The following is a 19,032-nucleotide window of genomic DNA, read 5'->3' on the forward strand; positions in this document are numbered from 1 at the left end:
CAAAATTGAGACTTGATTACTCTCGCAGCTCTTTCGGGGAGGCCACCTTGCTTTGGATGAAGTAGCGAATCCCGATGCTGGCGCCGTATTGGTCGGCGTACTCGCTGGATTTTTTGGTCAGCGAATACGAGTAGCGCCCTTCCGCCATGATCGAGAAACGTTCGCGGTTGATCAGTTCATACTGAAACGCCAGATCCAAGCCGGTTTCGGTGGTCGAGCGTGCGGTGGTGCCCATGTCCTCTTCCACCGTGAAGTCGTTGTGAAGTACGTCCACCGGCCCCATGGGATAAGAAGTGTAAAGAGCCACAGAGGTTGAAAAAGGTTCGGTCCACCAGCGGCGGTATCCCATCGTGATATGCATCAGCTGCGTTTTTTCCGCGACTGTTCTGTTACCATCTTCACGGAAGTAGATTTTGTTCATGTAGATTGCGGCGATTTCCAGACTGCCTTTGTTGTCGACATCCCCGGTGGCGACCAAAGAAATCCCGGTGCCGATCTTGTTTTGTCCCTGTTCGTGACCATCATAATTTGTTTTAAAGAAATAGGGGCTGAGTGTGGCCACGACGTTACCACGCTGAGGGATATAGGCATGGACTGATTTTGCAGCCAGCATTGAGATACTCAGCGACAGGAAGCAAAGTATAAGTCTAAAATACTTCATGTCTGGAGACTAAAACGTGACGGGCAAAAAAGCACTAATATCTTTCGCGCGCAAAAGTGCTCTGGGGTCAGTGATGCTGATCCTGGCCCTGTATTGCTGTGAGTTGCGTGCAGAATACTCTGAAGCCGAGTCTGAATCCAAAGAGGGCAAGTGGGAAAAATCCTTCATTGCCGGCAACATCGCCATTTCTGAATGGTTTGACGGTGTGGCGGAAGGGGTGGACCTGTTTCTGGCCGGTCAGCAGTACACCACCAAACAGAATAAAACCGCTTTCCTGATTGAACCGTCTTTTTATTATAATGAAAAAGACGGTTACACAGATGTCTTCAGTTTCAATTTTAATCTGCGTCTTCCCAACGTGGAAGAATACTGGCAGATCACTTTTACCAGCTATGATGAAACCAAAGAGCGGGGTATTTCCCAGACGTACCTGCGACAGACACCGCGTGAACGGGATTACGGCGCCACGCTGGGGTTCTTCCGAAAACTGGGTGATGTTAAAGCGTCTTTCCAGCCACGCATCAGTTTTGCCGGATCTTTTTTGATCTCTCACACACTCACCCTTGAAAGTGTCGTTGAACGGGGGAAAAACTATCGGGTGAATCCCAAGCTGCAATTTTATGCCGAGGCCGACAGGGGCACGGGAATCTTTCTGGCCTTCAACTTCGCCTTTCAGTTGTCTCAGCGTTTCAATCTGACTTTTGTGAACGAGGGAGACTACGAGGACCGCGCGCATCTGTTCACGGTGACCAACGGTGTGGCGCTGGGGCACTGGTTTTCCAACCGGTCCAACATGTCCTACAATATTTTTGTGACATCAACGAATCGGCCGAACTACCAGATGAAAAGCTACAACCTGGGCGTGGCCTGGAGCCGTGTTCTGTACAAGAACATGCTCGACGTGCAAGTGATCCCGAATGTCGACTTTGCCGCCCAGTACGACTATGAGCAAAACCCGGGTATCACATTGAACTTCAATTTGAAGTTTTAAAGAGCGCCTTCTTTCATCAGCAGATATTCTTTTACTTCCGGGCCCCAGTGATATTTCAGAAGATTGCTGCCTTTGCCAATCACCCGATGGCACGGGATCCAATAGCTGATGGGATTTTTGCCCACAGCTGAGGCCACGGCGCGTACGGCAGATGCCTTGCGCAGTTTTTTAGCCAGCTCTGAATAAGTGACGGTTTTTCCGGCAGGGATTTTCAGAAGCTCCAGCCACACCTTCATTTGGAACTCGGTGCCCTGAAGTTTGATCTGATGCTGGGTGGCCCAGAAATTTCCTTGGTTCCACTTGGCCGGCTGGAAAGAGCCGATGCGCACGGCATAGAATTTTTCGATCAAAGCGGTGAGGTCCCCTTCCACCAGTTTTTTTCCGGCGTTGTAGCTGCCCAGAAAAATCAACTGGTCGTCTTCAAAGGCCGCCAGCCATTCGCCGAATTCGGAAGGAACTTTGTAAATTTTGAATTCAAGATTGGTCATCTGTCACCTCGCAGGGGATGTGACAGATGTATCGCATAAAGAAGGCTTAAACAACCTCTTCAATGGCGATGCCCGTGCAGTAGCGCATATCGAAGGCCTTGTGTTTTCTAAGAATAGGAACGGCCGCGTCTTTTTCCTCGACGTTCATGGTGACCAGACACATCAGAATATGCCCCCGGCGCAGTTCATCGTCGGCCTCTGTTAAAAAGTGCCATTCGGCCGAATCTGAAAATTTCACAAACTTGCGATAGTACTTTTCCATCAGATCGGCATGGATGGAATCCAGATCCACGGCTTCAACGCCGTCATCGCCCTCAAAGACGTTGATGTCAGCCTCATGAAACCCGGCATTGACCAGCTCTGAGGCTGCTTTGCGAGCGTCCTCGGGGTTGGAGAAAAAGGCCAGTGTGTGATGGTTCAGAGAAGGCAAGCGGCTGGGGTGAGGCAGATGCTCAAGCTGACTCATGGATTCCTCCTTCGGCTCATGATGCTTTCATTATAGTTAAAGGAAGGAGCAAGGCCGACGCAAAAATCAATCTTTGCTGATTTGCAAATCAAGGCCGGACATAGTTCCGGCCTGATGTGAGTTTATTCAAACATTCCATCCATGGTGATGTACTTCTGATTGCCAGTGGTCATACGAATGGATTGATAAAAGCTTTTCTGGCACTGACCGCGCAGCAATGCATCCACCGCTCCAATCATGGCGGTATATACATAGTCCACATTCAGCACATCCATGGAACTGATGACTCCGGAATTCGGTGCCACGGCTCGCGTGCGGCGCAGGAAGTGATCGCGCGAAGCGCAGGCCATCAAACCAATCACCGGGGCCTGGCGGGAAGATCCCAGAGCGTTGAGCATCTTGTTAAAACCGGGGCGCTTGGCTTTGTAATAGCCGCTGTAGTTCAGCTTGTTCGTGCCGGGAACAAACACAGGAGGATAAAAATCGGGACCTCCGCCATTGCGGGCATGCCCGAAGTAAAACACGGCATCGGCCTCGCGCAAAGAGCGTGTGAAGAAGTCGTCCGCATAGCGGGAGCGCTGGCTTTGAGTGTCGCGATATTTCCCAAGGTTGTCAGAAAGAATTTCAGACGCCGACGAGAAGCGGATTTCAACCCGGGCCAAAATTCGTTTTCCGTGGATGGTGACTTCGCGGGTGAACAGAGAACTGTTCTGAGGGTCCTTGCGGAAGCCGCAAAAACGGGCCTTGCCACCACATGATGACGTCAAAAGATCCTTGAGAGCTTCATAAGCGCCAATATCCAAAGACGGGCTGACGCCATAACTGCGCCCGGAATAGTGCACGTTGCTTCCGGTGGTCCAGTCGAAATACCCAATAGCGATGCGAATATCCAGGGTGTTGTCGTTGAGTATCGTGCCATAGCGCTTGTAGCAGGCATTGCGTTTGGATGATTCCAGGGCGTTGGGGTCATCCGTGCTTTTGCCCTCCAGCAGGGACAGATAGCGCCATCCCATTGAAGAAAAGCTGGTTTCGTAAATGTATCCCGCGCTTCTTTTTCCAATACCGAAGGCCGCCGAAGATTTTTCCGTAAAAGTGAACAGGGCAGCGGTCAGCATAAGTGCTGATGGCAAAAGCATTTTCATGGGTCCCCTCCAGGATTCCCAGAATAGAAAATGGGGCCGGATTCAGCCACAAAAACCAAAGCTTGTTGTGTAAGTGCAAATCAGGATCTGTAGATCGAAAAATGCGCGAAGTGCTGCGGGTCTTGAATGGCCGTCAGCCAAGGATGGTCCTTGTGAATGCAGAATCGGGACAGCTTTCCCCGGGCCACGACCGTGAGGGGTTGGCGTCTGGCAAGGTCTTTCAGGTCGTTCAGGGTTTTTTCAACCGCCCTTTGATTGCCGAAATCAAAGATGAAGTACACATCGGCCGCGGGAGGAACAAAGTCGGCAGCCGAAAGATCCTGTGAAAATGCATTCAGATTTTTTCCGGTGTGATGAAAGAAGACCCGCTGGGCTTCCTGCACACGCAAAGCTTCCAGTTCAAAGCCTGTAAAGCGGCAATCAGGATAATGGCGATGCAGAACAAAAGCCATGCGTGCATAGGCGCAGCCCAGATCCACGATGTGCTGGCCGGGTCGTGGCTGCAAAAGATCCAGAATGTTGTGAATTTCGCAGTACGGGGTTTGAAAAGCCTGCAGTGAAAGGTGTTCCCAGTTCTGATGATCGCCGGCGTTCTTAGGCAGGGCGCGAATTTGAGTTTCCACATCCAGACACTGAAAGCCCAGCCAGTCGTCCACCAAGGCCGCATGGGCTTGGGCCTCGTGATAGGTGTAGTCTGTCAGGGGCAGCAGGGGAAAAGGATTTTGCGGATCAAAAATCATGTCAGAGGCGTGGCGACACTGTTTAAGAACTTTTCCAGGGTCGGGGCATATTCGGATTTAAAATCACGAAGCCCGGTCAGGTGACCGGCCTCTGGCAGTGAAAGTTTGGTCCAATCCAGATTCGGGTGCGGTTCAAACACCTGATCGATGTGATCCGGCGGAATCAACAAGTCCTTCCAGCCCCGAATGGATAGAATCTTAAAGCCCTGCGGGAAGGTTTTTAAGTCCTTGTCCAGATCCTTGTGCAGGAACGGGCTCCAGGCCAGGCTCAGCACCGGGGTCAAAGCCAGACGCAATGGCAACGGGCGGATCTTGTATTCGTGCGTGTAAAGGTTGTAAGCCGACGGAATAAATTTACCGGAAGGGCCGCTGTCACAAACCAGTGCCACTGTGTCGCTGCAATTGCGACGGGCCATGGCTTCAATGGCCGAAGCCGTGGGGTTTGAAAACGAGAAGATGATTTTTTTGCCCGGCACTTGATTCAGCAGGGTTTCGATCTGATCAGCATAGATATGTTTAAGTCCGAATCCGCCTTTGGAGCTGATCGGAAGTTTAAGTGATGTCAGATCTTTGTGGGTGCCGGACAGATTGAAGGCAAAGGCATCAAAGCCCATTTCATTGACGAGCTTGATGTGACGAAGCAGCTGTTTTTTGCTGCCTTCAAAGAAGTGGACGAAAAAGACGACTTCTTCAAATCTTTTGCTGCGGGAATAAAAGAACTCCCCATCGAAGGGGAGTTCTTGTTGTTTGTTCTTCATCTAAGTCCAGTTCCGCGGGCCTGCGCCCGCTGCACTTCCTGCGCAGAAGCGCGCGTCCAGTTCCTCAGCTTGCGCAGAAGCGCCCTAGTGCTTCTGGCTGTGAGTTGCGGATGGCCACAAATCAGTCCAGTGAGCGGCTTTGTGGGAAGCTTGGTTTGCGTCCCCCAAGGCCTGTTCAGAAACCATGACTTTTTCAAGTGCGGTTTCAGAAAGAACCTTGCCGCAGGCTTCAACGATAGAAGCGTCGTCAAGGTGGTGGTACTTGAAGATCTCTGAAGGGCGACCGCACTTGGAGTGCTTGCGAACCGCAAGGCATTCCTGACGAACACCAATGATAGAGCCCAAGTTGTCCAACAAACCGGCTTCACCGTCATGAACGCTGACGATCGGGATACGACGGCCCGCAACCGTGATCAGGTCGCCGGAAGAAATCTCTTCTGCTTTTTTCAGATAAAGATCCGCGTTGATGCCCAGTTCGTTGCGCAGATAGTGGTAATCGTTTTCGTGAGCCTGGATACCGGTCAACAGATCAGATGAAGTCACCACGATCACGTTGGCATAAATGCCACGCGCCAGAAGAGCTTCAGAAGCTTTCATGGCTTCCGCCACCAGTGCACCCATTGCGAAGATGTTGATCACGTTGTCACCCGGCTCGTAGCCAGCGTAACCACGGTAATCAATCAGGAAGTAAGCGCCTTTCAGCACTTCTTCACGAACAACGGCGAACATTTCTGCCTCGCTCATTGCTGCCACTTCTTCTTCGTTCACCGCACCCGCTACCGGGAATTCCGCGCGGGACAATTTGCCTTCCAGACCCACTTTGAAGCGAGCTTGTTTGGAAAGATATTTCGTGAAGTCTTTTTGTTCCGCACCACGAGTCACCAGACGAAGCAAGACGCCAGAGCGGCCGGCGTTGTCGTTCAGAACGTGTCTGCGGATTGCGTCCACCATGATCCAGTCAAGCTCTTGGCAGAAGTATGGCTCCCAAGTGATCTGATTTGGAATCTGAACGTCGGATTTCCAGCCGTGCTGAGCACCTTCCGGAGAAAGTGTCACACCTGATGGTGTGCCCACGCAGATGAAAGAGGACTTCCAGTACAGGTTGTAGAAGTACTGATCCAATGCACGTTTCAGGAAGAAGTCATAAACGGTCATCAAAGGGATGATTGGCACGCCCACGATATCACGCATTTTTCCGAATGCGCCCACGCAGGACATAACGTTGCCTTCCGCGATTTCAAAACGCAGGAAACGATCCGTAACGTCTTCACCAGGAACCAGATCCGGAAGCTTGCCGTCTTTTACGCCCAGCTCAGCCTCGATGTCCTGAACTTCCTGAGCACCGAAGATCTTACCATCCATCGCTGGATTCAAGTTCGTGGAAGTACCCACGTCCGGAGCCATGGAGATGAACAGCTCGCCTGGCAGTTTGAATGGTTTTTCATTGTCCGTCAGGGCCTTTTGGCCCGCTTTCAATTCAGACTCATTCAAAGAAGTGTTGGAGATACGAGTCAGTTTTGCAGTCAATTGGCCCAGCATCCACTGTGTGTGCGGGTAGCTTGTCATCTTCGTGTTGATTTCCAAAGAGGATGGCATGTCGCCGAACTCAGCAAGTTTGGTCAGGAAGAATTCCTGGTTTTTTGCTTTCAAGGCGTTTTGAGCTTTGATGTCAGCATAGATCTTCTCGCCACGAGCAGCCAGGAACTTGCCTTCAACGGATTTTTCATCAAAACGCGCATAAAGTGTATTGCCAGTGATGCCTTGTTTCGCGCGCAGTTCTTCAACTTCATCTTCGTGCGGAAGAGAAGAGTGGTTGCCCTGCTGAGCCGCCGCCTTCAGACCCCAGCCTTTCAGGGTGTGAGCGATGATGATGGTTGGTTTGCGCTTGGACTCTTTGGATTTCATCATGGCTTTGGCCAGGGACATCATGTCGTGTCCACCGAAATCACGAAGTGCTTCATAAACGTCCTGGTCTGCAGTTGCAGTCAGGAATTTTTTAAGTGAAGGATAGTCCTTCATCAAAGTGTCTTTAAGCAGCTTCAGGTCATGAACCAAAAGCAATGCCTGAAGATCATAGTCAGTCAGTTCTTTTTCAAGGAAGTTTTTGAAGGCTTCGCCTTCTTTTTTCGCGAACAAGGCTTCACGCTTGCCGCCGTGACGAACCTGGATCACTTCCCAGCCGTTGGCAGCCATAGTTCTTTCAACACGGTCTGCATCCGTACCACCCAGAATCGCGTTGTTCACCAGACGGTGACCATCCAAAGACTGACGGTTGTAATCCAGAATCCAAGTCAGGTTGCCGATCTCACGTTCAGAGAAGTCCGGCACCGCTTCATACATGGAACCTTCACGGAATTCAGAGTCGCCGCAAACAGCCCAGAAGTGAGCGTCTTTAGGCACATCATAACCGTGTTCAGCAGCATAACGGTAAGCCAAAGCCATGTAACCCGCTTCAACAGGCGGAATGCCCACGGAACCGGATGGGAAGAAGTTGTGTTGATCCGGATCGTACGCAGAGTGGTAGGACTGGAACACATATTCGTCACCGTTAGAGAACTTGCGCAGACCGTGCATCGCCTGGTTGGCTTCTTCCAAAGAAAGTTTGGAAAGGTCGGACTTCAGCAAATTGTCCAAAAGATAGTTGTAAGCGTGGTCTGTTGGGGAAGCATGCGGTTTGTTCGCGATGTGATCGAAACCGGATTTTACCAACAGGTGCAGCGCACCCATGATGTGAAGGGAGCTTGCGCAGCCGGCCGGGTGACCACCAATTTTTGGGTCGCCTTTTTCTTTGTCGGTGCGGTGATTGGCTTGCCAGATCATCTGGGTAGCCAGGTAATGGGCGCGTCTCGCGATAGAGTCCAGAACCTCAGGTTTTGCGTTTTTGAGATTAGTGTTATCCACGTGGTTCTCCTAAGTTTTTTCAGTCTTTTATAGCGACTGCAAACTAGCACTCTACAGAGGAGGAGTCCATGCCTTTAAGCCCCGCAGCAAGAGTTCTGGCTCTATTTAGGACGAAGGGGCTGCACCCTGCACAGCCCCGAATGAATATTTTTCAGTTTAGGGGGCCTGTTCTTCGTGGCTTTCCTCTATGGTGCCTTCGGGAGTGTGTTGTACGCGGCCCACCTCAGGTTTTGATGGTTTTTGATGTCGCCCGGTTTCATGCAACGGGGGGCTGCGTTTTTGTGTGGGTTTGCCTGCGGAAGGGACGGGTTTGGTTGGATGATGCTTCACGGAGGACCTCCTCTTCATCAATTTTGATGGATAAGAAGGCCAGGGATGCAAGTTCTGCGCTGCCTGTGTTCGGCTTAATTTGAGTTACACGAATCGTGGCAGGGAAAAGTGCCCTGCGATCGGGGCAATTTGCCCGCAGCCGATCAGGCGGCTTTTTTGACCAACAGACGGTGCAAAGCCAAAGCCAGCACTCCACAGAACCCGATCATCGCACACATAGGCAAGGTTGTGCCGTCATGCAAACGGCTGACAGCGGCGGAAGACAGTGCTGCGATACCGTACTGCAAAGTTCCCAAAAGAGCGGAAGCGCTGCCGGCTGCTTTCCGCTGCGTCGCCATGGCGCCGGCCGTGGCATTCGGGAAGGTCATGCCCAGGGCCGCGATGAACAGGAACAGCGGGATCGCCAGACCCCAGAAGCCCCAGTTGAAGATTCCGGCCATGGCCAAGATCACACCCAAGACCCCAAGAACGACAAAGATTTTTTCTAAGATAACATCATAGCTCAGGCGTTTCAGCAGGCGGGCATTGATTTGTGAACACGCAATCAGGCCGATGGCGTTGGAGCCAAACACCCAGCCGAAACTTTTTGCGGGAATCTCAAACAGATTGATGAACACGAACGAGGAACCAGTGATGTAGGCAAACAGTCCCGCTTGAGCCGCGCCTCCCGCCAGGGCATAACCCATGAAGTGGCGGTCTTTAATAATCTGCACATAGTTTTTCAAAGAGTCTTTGATATGCACCCTTTGATCCGGCTGATGTGTCTCAGGAAGGAAGATGGCCAGCATCACGATGCAGGAGGTGCTGATAATCACCATCAAAGCAAAGATGGCGCGCCAGCCGAAGAACTCGGAAATATAACCGCCAAAGAACGGAGCCAGAATCGGAGCAACCCCCATCACCAGCATCAAAAGTGAAAACACACGTGCGGTTTCCTGATGAGTGAACAGGTCACGCACAATCGCCCGTGAAATCACCACGCCCGCACAGGAACCCAGAGCCTGCAGGAAGCGGAACAGGATCAGCATCTCCACATTTTTGGTGAAGGCGCAGACCAAAGACGCCAAAGCATAAATTCCCAAACCCACATACAAAGGTTTTTTGCGCCCGAAACGATCTGTGATCGGACCATAGAAAATCTGACCCGTGGCAAGACCGATGAAGAAAGATGCCAGAGACATCTGCACAGATGACAGGGGCACATTCAGATTTTCCGCGATTGCCGGAAATGCCGGAAGATACATGTCGATGGAAAGTGGACCGAAGGCAGTCAGACTGGCCAGCAGAAGAATTAATAAAGCAAAGGGAGTGTTGGGCTTGGCGGAGGATTGCATGGGCCCGTCATAACAGGAAGCGAAGTGATTTGCACGAGGGAAGTCGGCAGAGGCTCTTTAATGAAAAAAGCCTCACGAAATAAGCTTAGGTTTCCAGAACAAAGTCCCAGCGGATTTTCACCGTGCCGTCACCTTCCACGATGCCTTTTGGAGGATTCGGGAATGGAGCTGCCGCGCGGAAAGCCTCAATGGCAGCATCATCCAGATCCTGCACGCCAGAGTCACTCAGAACCTGCACACGCACCAAAGTGCCTTTGTCATTCAGAACGATCATCAGCTTGGTGATACGATCCTGATTGGCCGCCGCGGGCGCGCGTCCTTCTTTGAACATTTTGCTCAGTTTGTCACGCACACGGCCTTCCCAGTGCTGGGACAGTTGTTTGCGGATGCGGTTGTAATAAGAGTAGTACTTGAACTCGCGAGTGTTCAGCAAAGTCTCAAGACCCACTTCAACGTCTTTAATATAATCGTTGGATTGGCTGGCTTCAGCGCCGGTTCCGGTGTTTTGTTCACCGGTACCACGACCTTCACCCAGTCCAGTTTTTTGGTCAGCAAGCTTCTGTCTTTCGATCGCTTCATTGGCATCAAAACCTTTGAAAAGATCCTTGGCGATCTGTTTTTGGGACTCTTCAGATTTGGCCACATTTTTCTGACGGCCATCGCCTTTTGGACCCGATTTCACGGCTTGTTCTTTTTTGGTGTTCTGGAACTGCCCGCGTTCAACGGCAATCGTTTGCTTGTTAACCTTCTGGTTTTTGGCGGAAAGGAAGCGCGTGTCGACCTCTTCCTCGTTCGCAGAGGTCTCACTTTGCTCTACAATCTGATTGGCAGGCACCTGCAAAGCCTTTTTCTGCAGGGCTTGTTCAGCTTGGGCAAATTGTTGCAATTGTTCCGGCGTCAGAAAATCAATACTGACAGTCTCTTTCGGGGGGGCTTCTTCTTTAAGCAAACTCGTGATGTAAAAGCCTCCTACGACTACAAAGTGCAGAAGCAGGGACAGCACAATATATTTTCTGAAAGTCGGTGACTTCTTCATAAGACCTCACCCCTTTCTATCGGTATTATGACACTTGAAATTGAGAAGATGGTGAGCTGGACTCAAAGATTGCGACCCAAGTCTAGGGCCAGACTTTGACTCTTCTGTCGGTAGTGGGTGAAAATGATACAACTATGAAATTTGACTCGTGGTATCTGACAGATAAAGGTCTTCGTCGTGATTCGAACCAGGATTCCTGCCTTATTAACCGGGAACTGGGATTATTCATTGTGGCGGATGGAATGGGCGGCCATATGGGCGGGGAAGTCGCTTCCAGCATGGCTGTGGAGACGGTTGAAGAAATCATGCTTCAGCCAGAAGCCACAAGAAAATCACCGCGCGAAGTGATTTTGCAAGCCTATGAAGAGGCTTCAAAACGCATTTTTGACAAGGCTGCCAATGAACGCCCCGAGCTTGCCGGTATGGGCACCACGATGGTGATGGCCTACATCCGCGGCAAACATCTTTATGTCGGAAACGTCGGTGATTCCCGCTGCTATTTGTTCAAGCGTCCGAACCTGTGGCAGATCACGGAAGATCATTCCCTGATCAATGAGCAGCTGCGGGCCGGCGTGATGAGTGAAGAGCAGGTGCGCCAGTTTGTGGGGCGAAATGTCATCACCCGCAGTGTAGGTTATGAGCGTGAAGTTTATCCGGATATCATTGAGCGCGAGATCTTCCCTGGGGAAATTTTCCTCATGTGCTCCGACGGACTTTCCGGTTTGGTGGAAGATGGAAGAATTTCTGAGATTTTAAATCAAAATACACCTGACAAAGCCGTAAAAGCCTGTGTAGAACAAGCCCTGGCAAATGGTGGAGATGACAACGTCACAGTGATGCTGGTGCATTTCCACGAATAATTGTGAATAGTTACTGATAGTTTTAGCGAAGATATCTAAGTAGGGGTCAAGGTTTGGATAAAAAGAAGGTCACGCTGTTTATTGTGAGCAATCAGACGGGGAAAACCCGTAAGCTTGTGCTCTCGGCTGCCTGGCTTAAAGCCATTTCCTTTATTTCCGCCATCGTTATCATCATTTTTGCCGCCGGTCTGGTGGATTACTTCGGTCTGCTTTTGCAGGCCATGGAAAACAAACGTCTTAAAGCTGAAAATGCGCAGCTGATCAAACAGTTTCAGGTGGTTGAAAGTAAAGTCAGCGCCTTGGAAAACTCTTTGGAGCGTGTGAAGACCTTCACCACCAAATTGAAATTGATCACCAACGTCGATGCCGACGACCGTATCACCAAGCTGACCATGGGTCCGAAGCCTGCTGCCGGGCAGCCGGTGGAAGAATACGAACCGATGGAGCAGCGTGAAAGCACGGATGTCCTGGAAGAACAGGATCAGGTCTTTGCCAACAAAAAACCTTTGAACGATCAGGCGGGTGAGCTGGCCAACGAAAATGCGGATAAGGACTATGCCTCTTTGGTGGTTCGTATCGACAAGGCCGTGAAAGAAACCCAGTTGAAAGAACAAAGTGTCATCGATCTTTGGGAAAGTCTTTCCGAGCGCCAGAGCTTGCTGAATTCCACGCCGAACATGAAGCCAGCCAAGGGTTGGATCACTTCACGCTTCGGTTATCGTATTTCTCCGTTCACCGGCAAAACAGCTTTGCACGCGGGTCTGGACATTGCGGCAGCGCCGGGTTCACCGGTGTATGCTCCGGCTGATGGCGTGGTGGTCTTTGCCAGCTACGATGAATCCTACGGTAAACTGATCACCATCGATTACGGTTATGGCGTGACGACTCGTTTCGGTCACTTGTCACAGATCTATGTTCAAGTCGGTCAGCGGGTGAATAAGTGGGATGTTGTGGGTGCGGTAGGTAATACCGGGCGTTCAACAGGACCGCACTTGCACTATGAAGTCCGCATTAATGGTACCGCCGTAGATCCAATCAACTACATCTTAGACGAATAGACCGGAACCGTTGAAAAAGGCCCATCCGACTGCGTTGCCTTGCGGCTGGACCTTTTTGAACGGTTCCTTGTTCTTGGTTTTGGCAAATATCATGGAAAATCTTTGAGTATAATTTTTTGTAGGCACTACACTTTAAGGGTGAGGTGTTTATGAAGGTTCTGTCTTTTGTCTTGGCATTGCTTTCTGCAACCCCTGTTTGGGCGGCGTTGCCTCCGCAGTTTTCGGAGTGTTTGCAGCAGAATTCGGGTTCGAATATGACGGCGGCGGATGTGGCCGAGATCGCGAAGGTGTCGCGTATCACTTATTGCCAGAACCAGGTCAGTTTGATTGGCAAGGCAGAGCTGCTTTCCATGCTTTCCAATCCCAATGTGAACATGGGGCTTTCGGTCAGTAAAACCAGTTATACCAATCAGGATTTTATCGATATGGCGGCGGCAGGCACTTATGTGCTTTATGTCGATAGCAGTCGTCTTTCCCGTGACAATTTGGTGGCTCTGCTAAATGCCAATGTTCAGTTGGTGGTGATGTCGGGAAGCTCGGGGTTGTCCCGCGCGGATCTTTTGATTCTGGCGGCGACTAAGCCGTTTATTTACAACGTGAACTCGGTGGTGTTGAAGACAGACTTGCAGGATTACGTTCGCGCCGGGGTGCAGGTGGTGATTCGCACGGCTCAGGCGGGTCTTAGTCGTCAGGACATTCTGGATGTGGCGCAGTTGAATTCGGAGCGTGTGTCCATCTTCCCTTAAAAAAGAAAAGGGTCTCTTTTCAGAGACCCTTCACTTGGCATTAATTTAAGAAACTCTTACTACTGATTCATGACGGAAACAGCTGGCATTGGGCACTGAAGCTCTTTCAGCTTTTTGCTGACCAGGTTTGCCTCGTTCTGGTAGCCCTTGGAGCTTAGAACAAATTTTGCCTGATCTACGGTGGACTTCACGAAACCACGGCCATTCAACTGGGCGTTACCACGGCAGGAAGTCACAACAGACGCATCCATTTTAACATCCAAAACCGGATCGATCATGTCACAGAAGAACTGGATCGCACCGATATGGTCGATCGCAGAAGACCAATCCAACCAAGCAGACTCAAGCTGTTGGCACGCGATTTCGTTTTCACGAGAACCCACTGGCAACTGATCCACTGTGAAGTTCGCCAGGTTCTGGCTGATCTTCGCACTTGCGACCTGAATTTTAGGGTCCGTGTAGTAACCACCCGCTGGAGTGATGATCACGCCTTTACCCAAGCCCGCATCTGTCAGGCTGTAAGAACCCGCACGAAGAGCCTTCATGTTGGCGATAAAGCCGGAAACAGCCTGGTCGTGCATGGTTTTAGTGTGGTTGATCCACGCCAGAACCGGTGGTTTGCCGAAGCCCCAAGCGCTGCGGGAACCGAACAGGCCGGATTTCAGATTCACCATGCGCTGAGCAAGTTCAGAACGGTCGATGATGGAGTTGTCCTGAGACAACTGTTGCATCGCTTTTTCAACACGTTTGATCGTTGTTCTTTCAGTTTCGATCAAAGTGTACTGAGCTTTCCACTGACGGTAGTCCGCATTGCTGGAAAGTTGAACTTCCAGATCGGATTTGGATTTAGCCACCACGTTGCCGGTTGTGTTCACAGCCTGACGAATGCCCTGGATCCAGGAACGGCCGGTCTGCGCACACGCTTTCAAAGCCGCTTCGTTGTCGCCGGATTTTGCTGCGTATTCAGCAACACGTTTCATGGAATTCGTGTGCAGGGTTTTCAGCGTCAAAGCCTGAAGTTTTGTTGTACGGTCCGATTGAACTGTCGCACGCTCCAGGTTCAGGATCGCAGAAGACGGGAAGGTCTTGCCATCCGCACCCCAGTTCACCAGCTCGTTAGCCAGTGTACAAACCATCAGGTCGTCGTTGTTGCTTTGGATCTGTTCTTCAACGGTGGTGATGTCAGCTTTATCGCTGACAAGCTGATTGCCCACAGCGGACAGATATTTCTCGGAAGAATCCTTATACTTCAGCAGGTTTGCCAGTTCGCCTGTTGGCTTGGCAAATTTCGCGTTGTACAGGTCCACGTTCTTTTCAAGCTCCTGGGTGATCTTTTCGATCTTGCCGGATTGAGCCAGCTGCATGAAACGAACTTTTTTCGCCACTTTGGTGTATTGGCAGGTGTTCTGAAGAACCGCTTTGCGGTGTTCAGGATTGCTCATGTCCAGAGTGTTCTGGTCGATCATTTTCGCGATCGCGGAAATACCGCTGGTAGCAACCGCACCACCGATAACAAATGGAAGTGCCGGACCCAAAGCCGCGTTCATGGAAACCGCGAACAAAGCGTATGGAGCCAGACCGTTGATTACGTCATTCAGCGCCAACAGAACTTTACCAGTGGACATGGTCTGACGACCACACTTGGAGTTCAGGAAGTTGTTGTTGTTGACGATGTCACCCAGGTTACCCACCGCCGTCAAAGCAGACGCCATTGTGGATTCGATGGAGTTCACATTCACCTGGGAAGGATCCTGCGCCGTCATCAATTTTTGAAGAGCGGAGATGCTTTCTTTGATCGCATTACCGTTATCTTCCAAAGATTTTGCTGAAGGACTGCCCGTACACTCCGGAGAAGCCTTCACTTCTTTGGAAAGAGAGTCGATAGCAGAAATAAGTTCTGCGTGAGGTCTGTTGTCGAATAAAGGACAGCTGTAAGCCTCTGGAACCTTGGCAGCGTTCATTCTGCTGGCCCCTGTTGTGGTGGGCTTGGTCGTTGTCGAACGTGGCTGTGAGGTGGAGGACGAATTGGAATTGGATTTGCCGCCACCGCCCGTGGATGGAATTGTGGGAGACGTCGAACCCAGGCCTGTATCGCTGGTGTCGTCATCGCCGAATAAATTCAGCGGAAATGTTGATGTGCTTCCCGCCGCCCACACCTGTTGAGGTGTTTGGGGGACGATGAAGCTCGCTGTCAGCGCGAATGCCATCACGCCACTTTTAACGTTCTTGAGTTTCATAGAGTCTCCAGTGTTTAACTTTTCGACAAGTAACTAATTTTGTGTGCCGTTTTGAGCCAGTCAGCAGTACGGCTGTGATCTAAGTTCTTGAAATCACAACAATCCCTCTGACTGAATTCTTAGGACCCACAAGTTCAGCGACCAAAGATGCAAAACCGGTGCGCAGATGATTCGTTTTGAAACAAGTCCATGGACTGGCTGACAATTAGTTGTCATGTGAAGTGCCGCTGGACGTCCTTGGTCTTACATCCCGCTGTACCGCTGTTATTTGCTCATTATCTCCGCTTTAAAGGGACTGGAGCCACTTTGGGTGGAATGCTCTTTGAATATGGAGGTATGTATGAGACTTCTGGTTTCTTGCCTTCTAATAATGATGAGTTTTTCAGGTGCCTGCTGGGCCAAGGTGGACTTGCGTACCACGAAGCCCCTGGTGATTCCTGAGGATAAAGTCACACCTAAGATCACCAAAGAAGACGTCGCGAAAATCATTCCTTTGGACATTCAAAGCAACGAAAGCACGGGTTCTGTGATGAGCCGTATTGCTGATCGTGGCTTCAATATGTGGTTCAACTCTCCGATCATTAAAAACAGCCTTCTGGGTCGTGCTGTGGAAGAAACCCAGGAAAAACTGAAAACGGACGTGGTGGTGCCGGCGGCAACTCCGCGCGGAGTCAGTCATAAGTTCTCTTTCCGTGTTGAAGCCTTCCAGGCTTTGGCGAAGGTGGAATATTCCGGCTGGGTGAAGGCTGCGGTCAATTATGATGCAAAAGCTTCGGCAACCGATATTCAGTTCAAAGACAAAGTCATGAACAACAAAGATCTGGTTGTCAGTCACAAAGCCAACAAAGAACAGGGCCTGTCGATGATTGGCCTTGCCTGGTCCTGGTAAGCGTCCTACCCTTAGGACATGGAAAAAATCGTATTTATCTCTGGAAAAAGAACTCCCTTCGGAGCCTTCGGCGGTTCATTGAAGGATGTATCAGCAACGGATCTGGGTGTCGCTGCCGCTAAAGCGACCCTGGAGCAAGCCGGTCTGTCTGCAGACAAGATTGATCACGTGGTGTTTGGCAACGTGGTTCAGTCCGGTGCGGATGCAGCCTATCTTCCAAGACATATTGGTTTGAAAACCGGAGTGCCGGTCGCGGTGGGCGCTTTTGCGGTCAACCGTCTGTGTGGCAGTGGTTTCCAGTCCTGGGTGAATGCCGTGCAGATGATCCAGTGTGGGGAAGCCACCGCGGTTCTTGCCGGTGGTGTCGAGCAAATGTCCCAGATTCCTTATGTGGCCCGCAAAGTCCGCTTTGATGGCATGCGCATGGGGAACTTCGAACTGGAAGATCTGATGACCTCGGCGCTGACGGACGCTTATGCCAAGATGCCTATGGCGATCACGGCTGAAAATCTGGCGGTGAAATACGGTATCACGCGCGAAGAATCTGACAAGTATTCCATCCAGTCCCAGCAGCGCTTCCAGGCCGCGGTTGAAAAAGGTTTCATGAAACAGGAAATCTGCCTGGTCACAGTTGAGGGTCGCAAGGGCACCGTGGTGATTGAAAAAGACGAACATCCAAAACCGGATTCCACTCTGGAAAAACTGGCGACGCTAAAGCCTGTCTTCAAAAAAGACGGGATTGTAACGGCGGCGGCGGCTTCCGGTATTGTCGACGGGGCGGCTTGTTCTTTGTTGATGAGCGAATCCAAAGCCAAGGAACTGGGCATGAAACCAATGGCGCGTATCGTGAGCTACGCTTCTGTGGGTTGTGACCCGACGATCATGGGTATTGGTCCAGCGGGCGCAGCTCGTCTGGCATTACAGAAAGCCGGACTGACTCTGGATCAGATGGATCTGGTGGAAGTGAACGAAGCTTTTGCGGCCCAGTACCTGGCGGTGGAAAAAGAATTGAAACTGGATCCGGCAAAAACCAATGTGAACGGTGGTGCGATTGCTGTCGGTCACCCCTTGGGTGCCTCCGGCACCCGCATTATGAATCACCTGGTGTATGAGCTTCATCGCCGCAACGCCAAGTACGCTCTGGGTTCTGCTTGTATTGGCGGCGGTCAGGGTATTGCGATCATCATCGAAAGAATCTAACAGCGAGGGGCCGCCAAGGACTGCGGCCTCTGGAACAGGGACTCATGGAATTTAATTTGAGAGAACGAACGGCGCTCATTGTTGGACCTTTTACTTCAACCGTTCAAAGTCTGGTGATGGGTTTGACCCAAATGGGTTCTGACTGCGTCCTGCTGGATTTTGATAACAGCGCCAGTCAGCGTTTTTGCAATCAGATCAATGATGCCCGTGAAATCAACCCTAAGTTCGGTCGTGCGTTGGGGATCAAGTCCCCGATGAAAACTGCGGAAGACATCAAGGATGCGGTGGGCTCGGCGGCTCACGCTTTTGGCAGTGTCGATCTGTTCATTGATGCTCAAGCCTACAATAAACCCAATCGTTATAAAATCGGCGACAGCATTGATTATCTGGATGATGAAATCCAGCATAACTTTAAAGCTTCGGTGATGCTGACCCATGCGGTGTTAAACTTCCTTAAAAACCGCAAGCGCGGCCGTATTCTTTATCTTTTGAATGAAGTTTACCCGGATCCGATTCTGGCGGGTTCCCGCGGGGCGCTGGTGCCGTTTGCACAAAGTCTGTCCAAACAGGTGGCTGAACACAACATTACCGTGAATGTACTGAAGCTGGGTTTGACTGAAGAATTCATTCTGGCGATGCACCCGGAAGCCAAATCCATCAAAGAAGCGGTTGAAAATCTGAAGGTGAAAGAACCACACTTGCGCATCACGGAACCCGAGAAAATCACCAACACCGTGACCTATCTGGTTAGTCAGTTTGGTGCGGCGGTGAATGGTCAGGTTATTTCTTTAAGTTAGGTTATTAAAATGCAGGCAACCGGTAAAATCACAATCACCCCTCATTCTCCGATGTTTCAGTGGTGGGATTTCATCCCGCACTACACCCTGAAGGACTATTGGAACAAGGCTCCTCTGGAGCTGGATCTTTCCGAAGTGAAGGCCATTTACAAGCGCGGTCCGGCATATCTGTTCGCCTGCGAAAGAAACGGCGTGGACTATGTGGTTTACATGGGGTCGGTTCCCGAAATGCTGGGCCATCTTCCGGTCACCGATGTTGGGCCCTTTGAAGTGGTGAAACTTATCCGCAAGTTCCCCTCTAAATGGAAAAAGGCCTTCCCCAAGCTCTTGGGTCTGGCCTTTGTCACCATCATCCTTCTAAAGATGTTCTTTTCTTTCCGAAACTAGAAGCAGGCGGC

The 19,032-nt window shown here is 50.9% G+C and carries 19 protein-coding genes; 8 read left to right on the plus strand and 11 right to left on the minus strand.

Features of this window, described 5'->3' with window-relative positions:
- Positions 1-16 precede the first annotated feature (16 nt).
- Entirely contained in the window at positions 17-661 is a 645-nt protein-coding gene (locus BD_RS01780; RefSeq protein ID WP_011162976.1) for a hypothetical protein, read from the minus strand.
- A 73-nt stretch (positions 662-734) separates the two neighbouring features.
- On the opposite strand from BD_RS01780, the gene BD_RS01785 reads away from it, so the two are divergent.
- On the plus strand, positions 735-1,652 hold the full coding sequence (locus BD_RS01785) for a hypothetical protein (RefSeq protein ID WP_011162977.1): 918 nt from the start codon (positions 735-737) through the stop codon (positions 1,650-1,652).
- Here BD_RS01785 and BD_RS01790 read toward each other — a convergent pair.
- The 9 genes from BD_RS01790 to BD_RS01830 form a co-directional block, all read right to left on the minus strand.
- Positions 1,649-2,140 carry a methylated-DNA--[protein]-cysteine S-methyltransferase gene (locus tag BD_RS01790; protein WP_011162978.1) on the minus strand — a complete coding sequence of 164 codons (492 nt, stop codon included), beginning with the start codon at positions 2,138-2,140 and terminating at the stop codon, positions 1,649-1,651. The two genes, BD_RS01785 and BD_RS01790, sit on opposite strands and share 4 nt — an antisense overlap.
- A 46-nt stretch (positions 2,141-2,186) precedes the next feature.
- A complete protein-coding gene (locus BD_RS01795) occupies positions 2,187-2,606 on the minus strand; it encodes a hypothetical protein (protein WP_011162979.1) in 420 nt (139 codons plus the stop codon).
- Between the two features lie 122 nt (positions 2,607-2,728).
- Entirely contained in the window at positions 2,729-3,748 is a 1,020-nt protein-coding gene (locus BD_RS01800) for a hypothetical protein (protein ID WP_011162980.1), read from the minus strand.
- Between the two features lie 80 nt (positions 3,749-3,828).
- Complete coding sequence (locus tag BD_RS01805; protein ID WP_011162981.1) at positions 3,829-4,488, minus strand: class I SAM-dependent methyltransferase; 660 nt, start codon at positions 4,486-4,488, stop codon at positions 3,829-3,831.
- Positions 4,485-5,246: a hypothetical protein gene (locus BD_RS01810; protein WP_011162982.1), complete on the minus strand. Its 762-nt coding sequence runs from the start codon at positions 5,244-5,246 to the stop codon at positions 4,485-4,487. The genes BD_RS01805 and BD_RS01810 overlap by 4 nt, the downstream gene beginning before the upstream one ends.
- 84 nt (positions 5,247-5,330) lie before the next feature.
- Positions 5,331-8,147, minus strand: coding sequence for a pyruvate dehydrogenase E1 component (locus BD_RS01815; RefSeq protein ID WP_011162983.1), 2,817 nt, complete (start codon positions 8,145-8,147; stop codon positions 5,331-5,333).
- A 156-nt stretch (positions 8,148-8,303) separates the two neighbouring features.
- Entirely contained in the window at positions 8,304-8,477 is a 174-nt protein-coding gene (locus tag BD_RS18140) for a hypothetical protein (protein WP_157865630.1), read from the minus strand.
- A gap of 143 nt (positions 8,478-8,620) precedes the next feature.
- The gene (locus tag BD_RS01825; protein ID WP_011162984.1) at positions 8,621-9,811 is read right to left on the minus strand and encodes a Bcr/CflA family multidrug efflux MFS transporter; all 1,191 of its coding nucleotides are present in this window, start codon (positions 9,809-9,811) and stop codon (positions 8,621-8,623) included.
- 85 nt (positions 9,812-9,896) lie between these two features.
- The gene (locus BD_RS01830) at positions 9,897-10,847 is read right to left on the minus strand and encodes an energy transducer TonB family protein (protein ID WP_011162985.1); all 951 of its coding nucleotides are present in this window, start codon (positions 10,845-10,847) and stop codon (positions 9,897-9,899) included.
- 134 nt (positions 10,848-10,981) lie between these two features.
- Between BD_RS01830 and BD_RS01835 the strand changes: the two genes are divergently transcribed.
- From BD_RS01835 to BD_RS01845, 3 genes are all read left to right on the plus strand, one after another.
- Complete coding sequence (locus BD_RS01835; RefSeq protein WP_038452089.1) at positions 10,982-11,707, plus strand: Stp1/IreP family PP2C-type Ser/Thr phosphatase; 726 nt, start codon at positions 10,982-10,984, stop codon at positions 11,705-11,707.
- A gap of 53 nt (positions 11,708-11,760) precedes the next feature.
- Positions 11,761-12,765, plus strand: coding sequence for a M23 family metallopeptidase (locus BD_RS01840; RefSeq protein WP_011162987.1), 1,005 nt, complete (start codon positions 11,761-11,763; stop codon positions 12,763-12,765).
- Between the two features lie 149 nt (positions 12,766-12,914).
- Positions 12,915-13,511: a hypothetical protein gene (locus BD_RS01845; RefSeq protein ID WP_011162989.1), complete on the plus strand. Its 597-nt coding sequence runs from the start codon at positions 12,915-12,917 to the stop codon at positions 13,509-13,511.
- Between the two features lie 59 nt (positions 13,512-13,570).
- Here BD_RS01845 and BD_RS01850 read toward each other — a convergent pair whose 3' ends face one another.
- A complete protein-coding gene (locus BD_RS01850; protein ID WP_011162990.1) occupies positions 13,571-15,748 on the minus strand; it encodes a hypothetical protein in 2,178 nt (725 codons plus the stop codon).
- Between the two features lie 340 nt (positions 15,749-16,088).
- Between BD_RS01850 and BD_RS01855 the strand changes: the two genes are divergently transcribed.
- From BD_RS01855 to BD_RS01870, 4 genes are read left to right on the plus strand one after another with little or no spacing between them, the layout of a single operon-like run.
- The gene (locus BD_RS01855; RefSeq protein ID WP_011162992.1) at positions 16,089-16,637 is read left to right on the plus strand and encodes a hypothetical protein; all 549 of its coding nucleotides are present in this window, start codon (positions 16,089-16,091) and stop codon (positions 16,635-16,637) included.
- Between the two features lie 18 nt (positions 16,638-16,655).
- On the plus strand, positions 16,656-17,837 hold the full coding sequence (locus BD_RS01860; protein WP_011162993.1) for an acetyl-CoA C-acetyltransferase: 1,182 nt from the start codon (positions 16,656-16,658) through the stop codon (positions 17,835-17,837).
- A gap of 44 nt (positions 17,838-17,881) precedes the next feature.
- Positions 17,882-18,634 (plus strand): SDR family oxidoreductase, encoded by a 753-nt coding sequence (locus tag BD_RS01865; protein WP_011162994.1) that lies wholly within the window; start codon positions 17,882-17,884, stop codon positions 18,632-18,634.
- Positions 18,635-18,685: 51 nt separating this feature from the next.
- Entirely contained in the window at positions 18,686-19,021 is a 336-nt protein-coding gene (locus tag BD_RS01870; protein ID WP_231839249.1) for a hypothetical protein, read from the plus strand.
- Positions 19,022-19,032: the final 11 nt, after the last annotated feature.

It is taken from the genome of Bdellovibrio bacteriovorus HD100, from assembly GCF_000196175.1.
Classification (GTDB): Bacteria; Bdellovibrionota; Bdellovibrionia; order Bdellovibrionales; family Bdellovibrionaceae; genus Bdellovibrio; species Bdellovibrio bacteriovorus.

Bases quoted from the DNA above. Each gene is read 5' to 3' on its own strand.
- BD_RS01850 (WP_011162990.1), bottom strand. From the start codon at position 15,748: ATGAAACTCAAGAACGTTAAAAGTGGCGTGATGGCATTCGCGCTGACA.
- BD_RS01860 (WP_011162993.1), top strand. From the start codon at position 16,656: ATGGAAAAAATCGTATTTATCTCTGGAAAAAGAACTCCCTTCGGAGCC.
- BD_RS01785 (WP_011162977.1), top strand. From the start codon at position 735: ATGCTGATCCTGGCCCTGTATTGCTGTGAGTTGCGTGCAGAATACTCT.
- BD_RS01830 (WP_011162985.1), bottom strand. From the start codon at position 10,847: ATGAAGAAGTCACCGACTTTCAGAAAATATATTGTGCTGTCCCTGCTT.
- BD_RS01855 (WP_011162992.1), top strand. From the start codon at position 16,089: ATGAGACTTCTGGTTTCTTGCCTTCTAATAATGATGAGTTTTTCAGGT.
- BD_RS01780 (WP_011162976.1), bottom strand. From the start codon at position 661: ATGAAGTATTTTAGACTTATACTTTGCTTCCTGTCGCTGAGTATCTCA.
- BD_RS01805 (WP_011162981.1), bottom strand. From the start codon at position 4,488: ATGATTTTTGATCCGCAAAATCCTTTTCCCCTGCTGCCCCTGACAGAC.
- BD_RS01810 (WP_011162982.1), bottom strand. From the start codon at position 5,246: ATGAAGAACAAACAACAAGAACTCCCCTTCGATGGGGAGTTCTTTTAT.
- BD_RS01845 (WP_011162989.1), top strand. From the start codon at position 12,915: ATGAAGGTTCTGTCTTTTGTCTTGGCATTGCTTTCTGCAACCCCTGTT.
- BD_RS01800 (WP_011162980.1), bottom strand. From the start codon at position 3,748: ATGAAAATGCTTTTGCCATCAGCACTTATGCTGACCGCTGCCCTGTTC.
- BD_RS01825 (WP_011162984.1), bottom strand. From the start codon at position 9,811: ATGCAATCCTCCGCCAAGCCCAACACTCCCTTTGCTTTATTAATTCTT.
- BD_RS01795 (WP_011162979.1), bottom strand. From the start codon at position 2,606: ATGAGTCAGCTTGAGCATCTGCCTCACCCCAGCCGCTTGCCTTCTCTG.
- BD_RS01870 (WP_231839249.1), top strand. From the start codon at position 18,686: ATGTTTCAGTGGTGGGATTTCATCCCGCACTACACCCTGAAGGACTAT.
- BD_RS01835 (WP_038452089.1), top strand. From the start codon at position 10,982: ATGAAATTTGACTCGTGGTATCTGACAGATAAAGGTCTTCGTCGTGAT.
- BD_RS01865 (WP_011162994.1), top strand. From the start codon at position 17,882: ATGGAATTTAATTTGAGAGAACGAACGGCGCTCATTGTTGGACCTTTT.
- BD_RS01790 (WP_011162978.1), bottom strand. From the start codon at position 2,140: ATGACCAATCTTGAATTCAAAATTTACAAAGTTCCTTCCGAATTCGGC.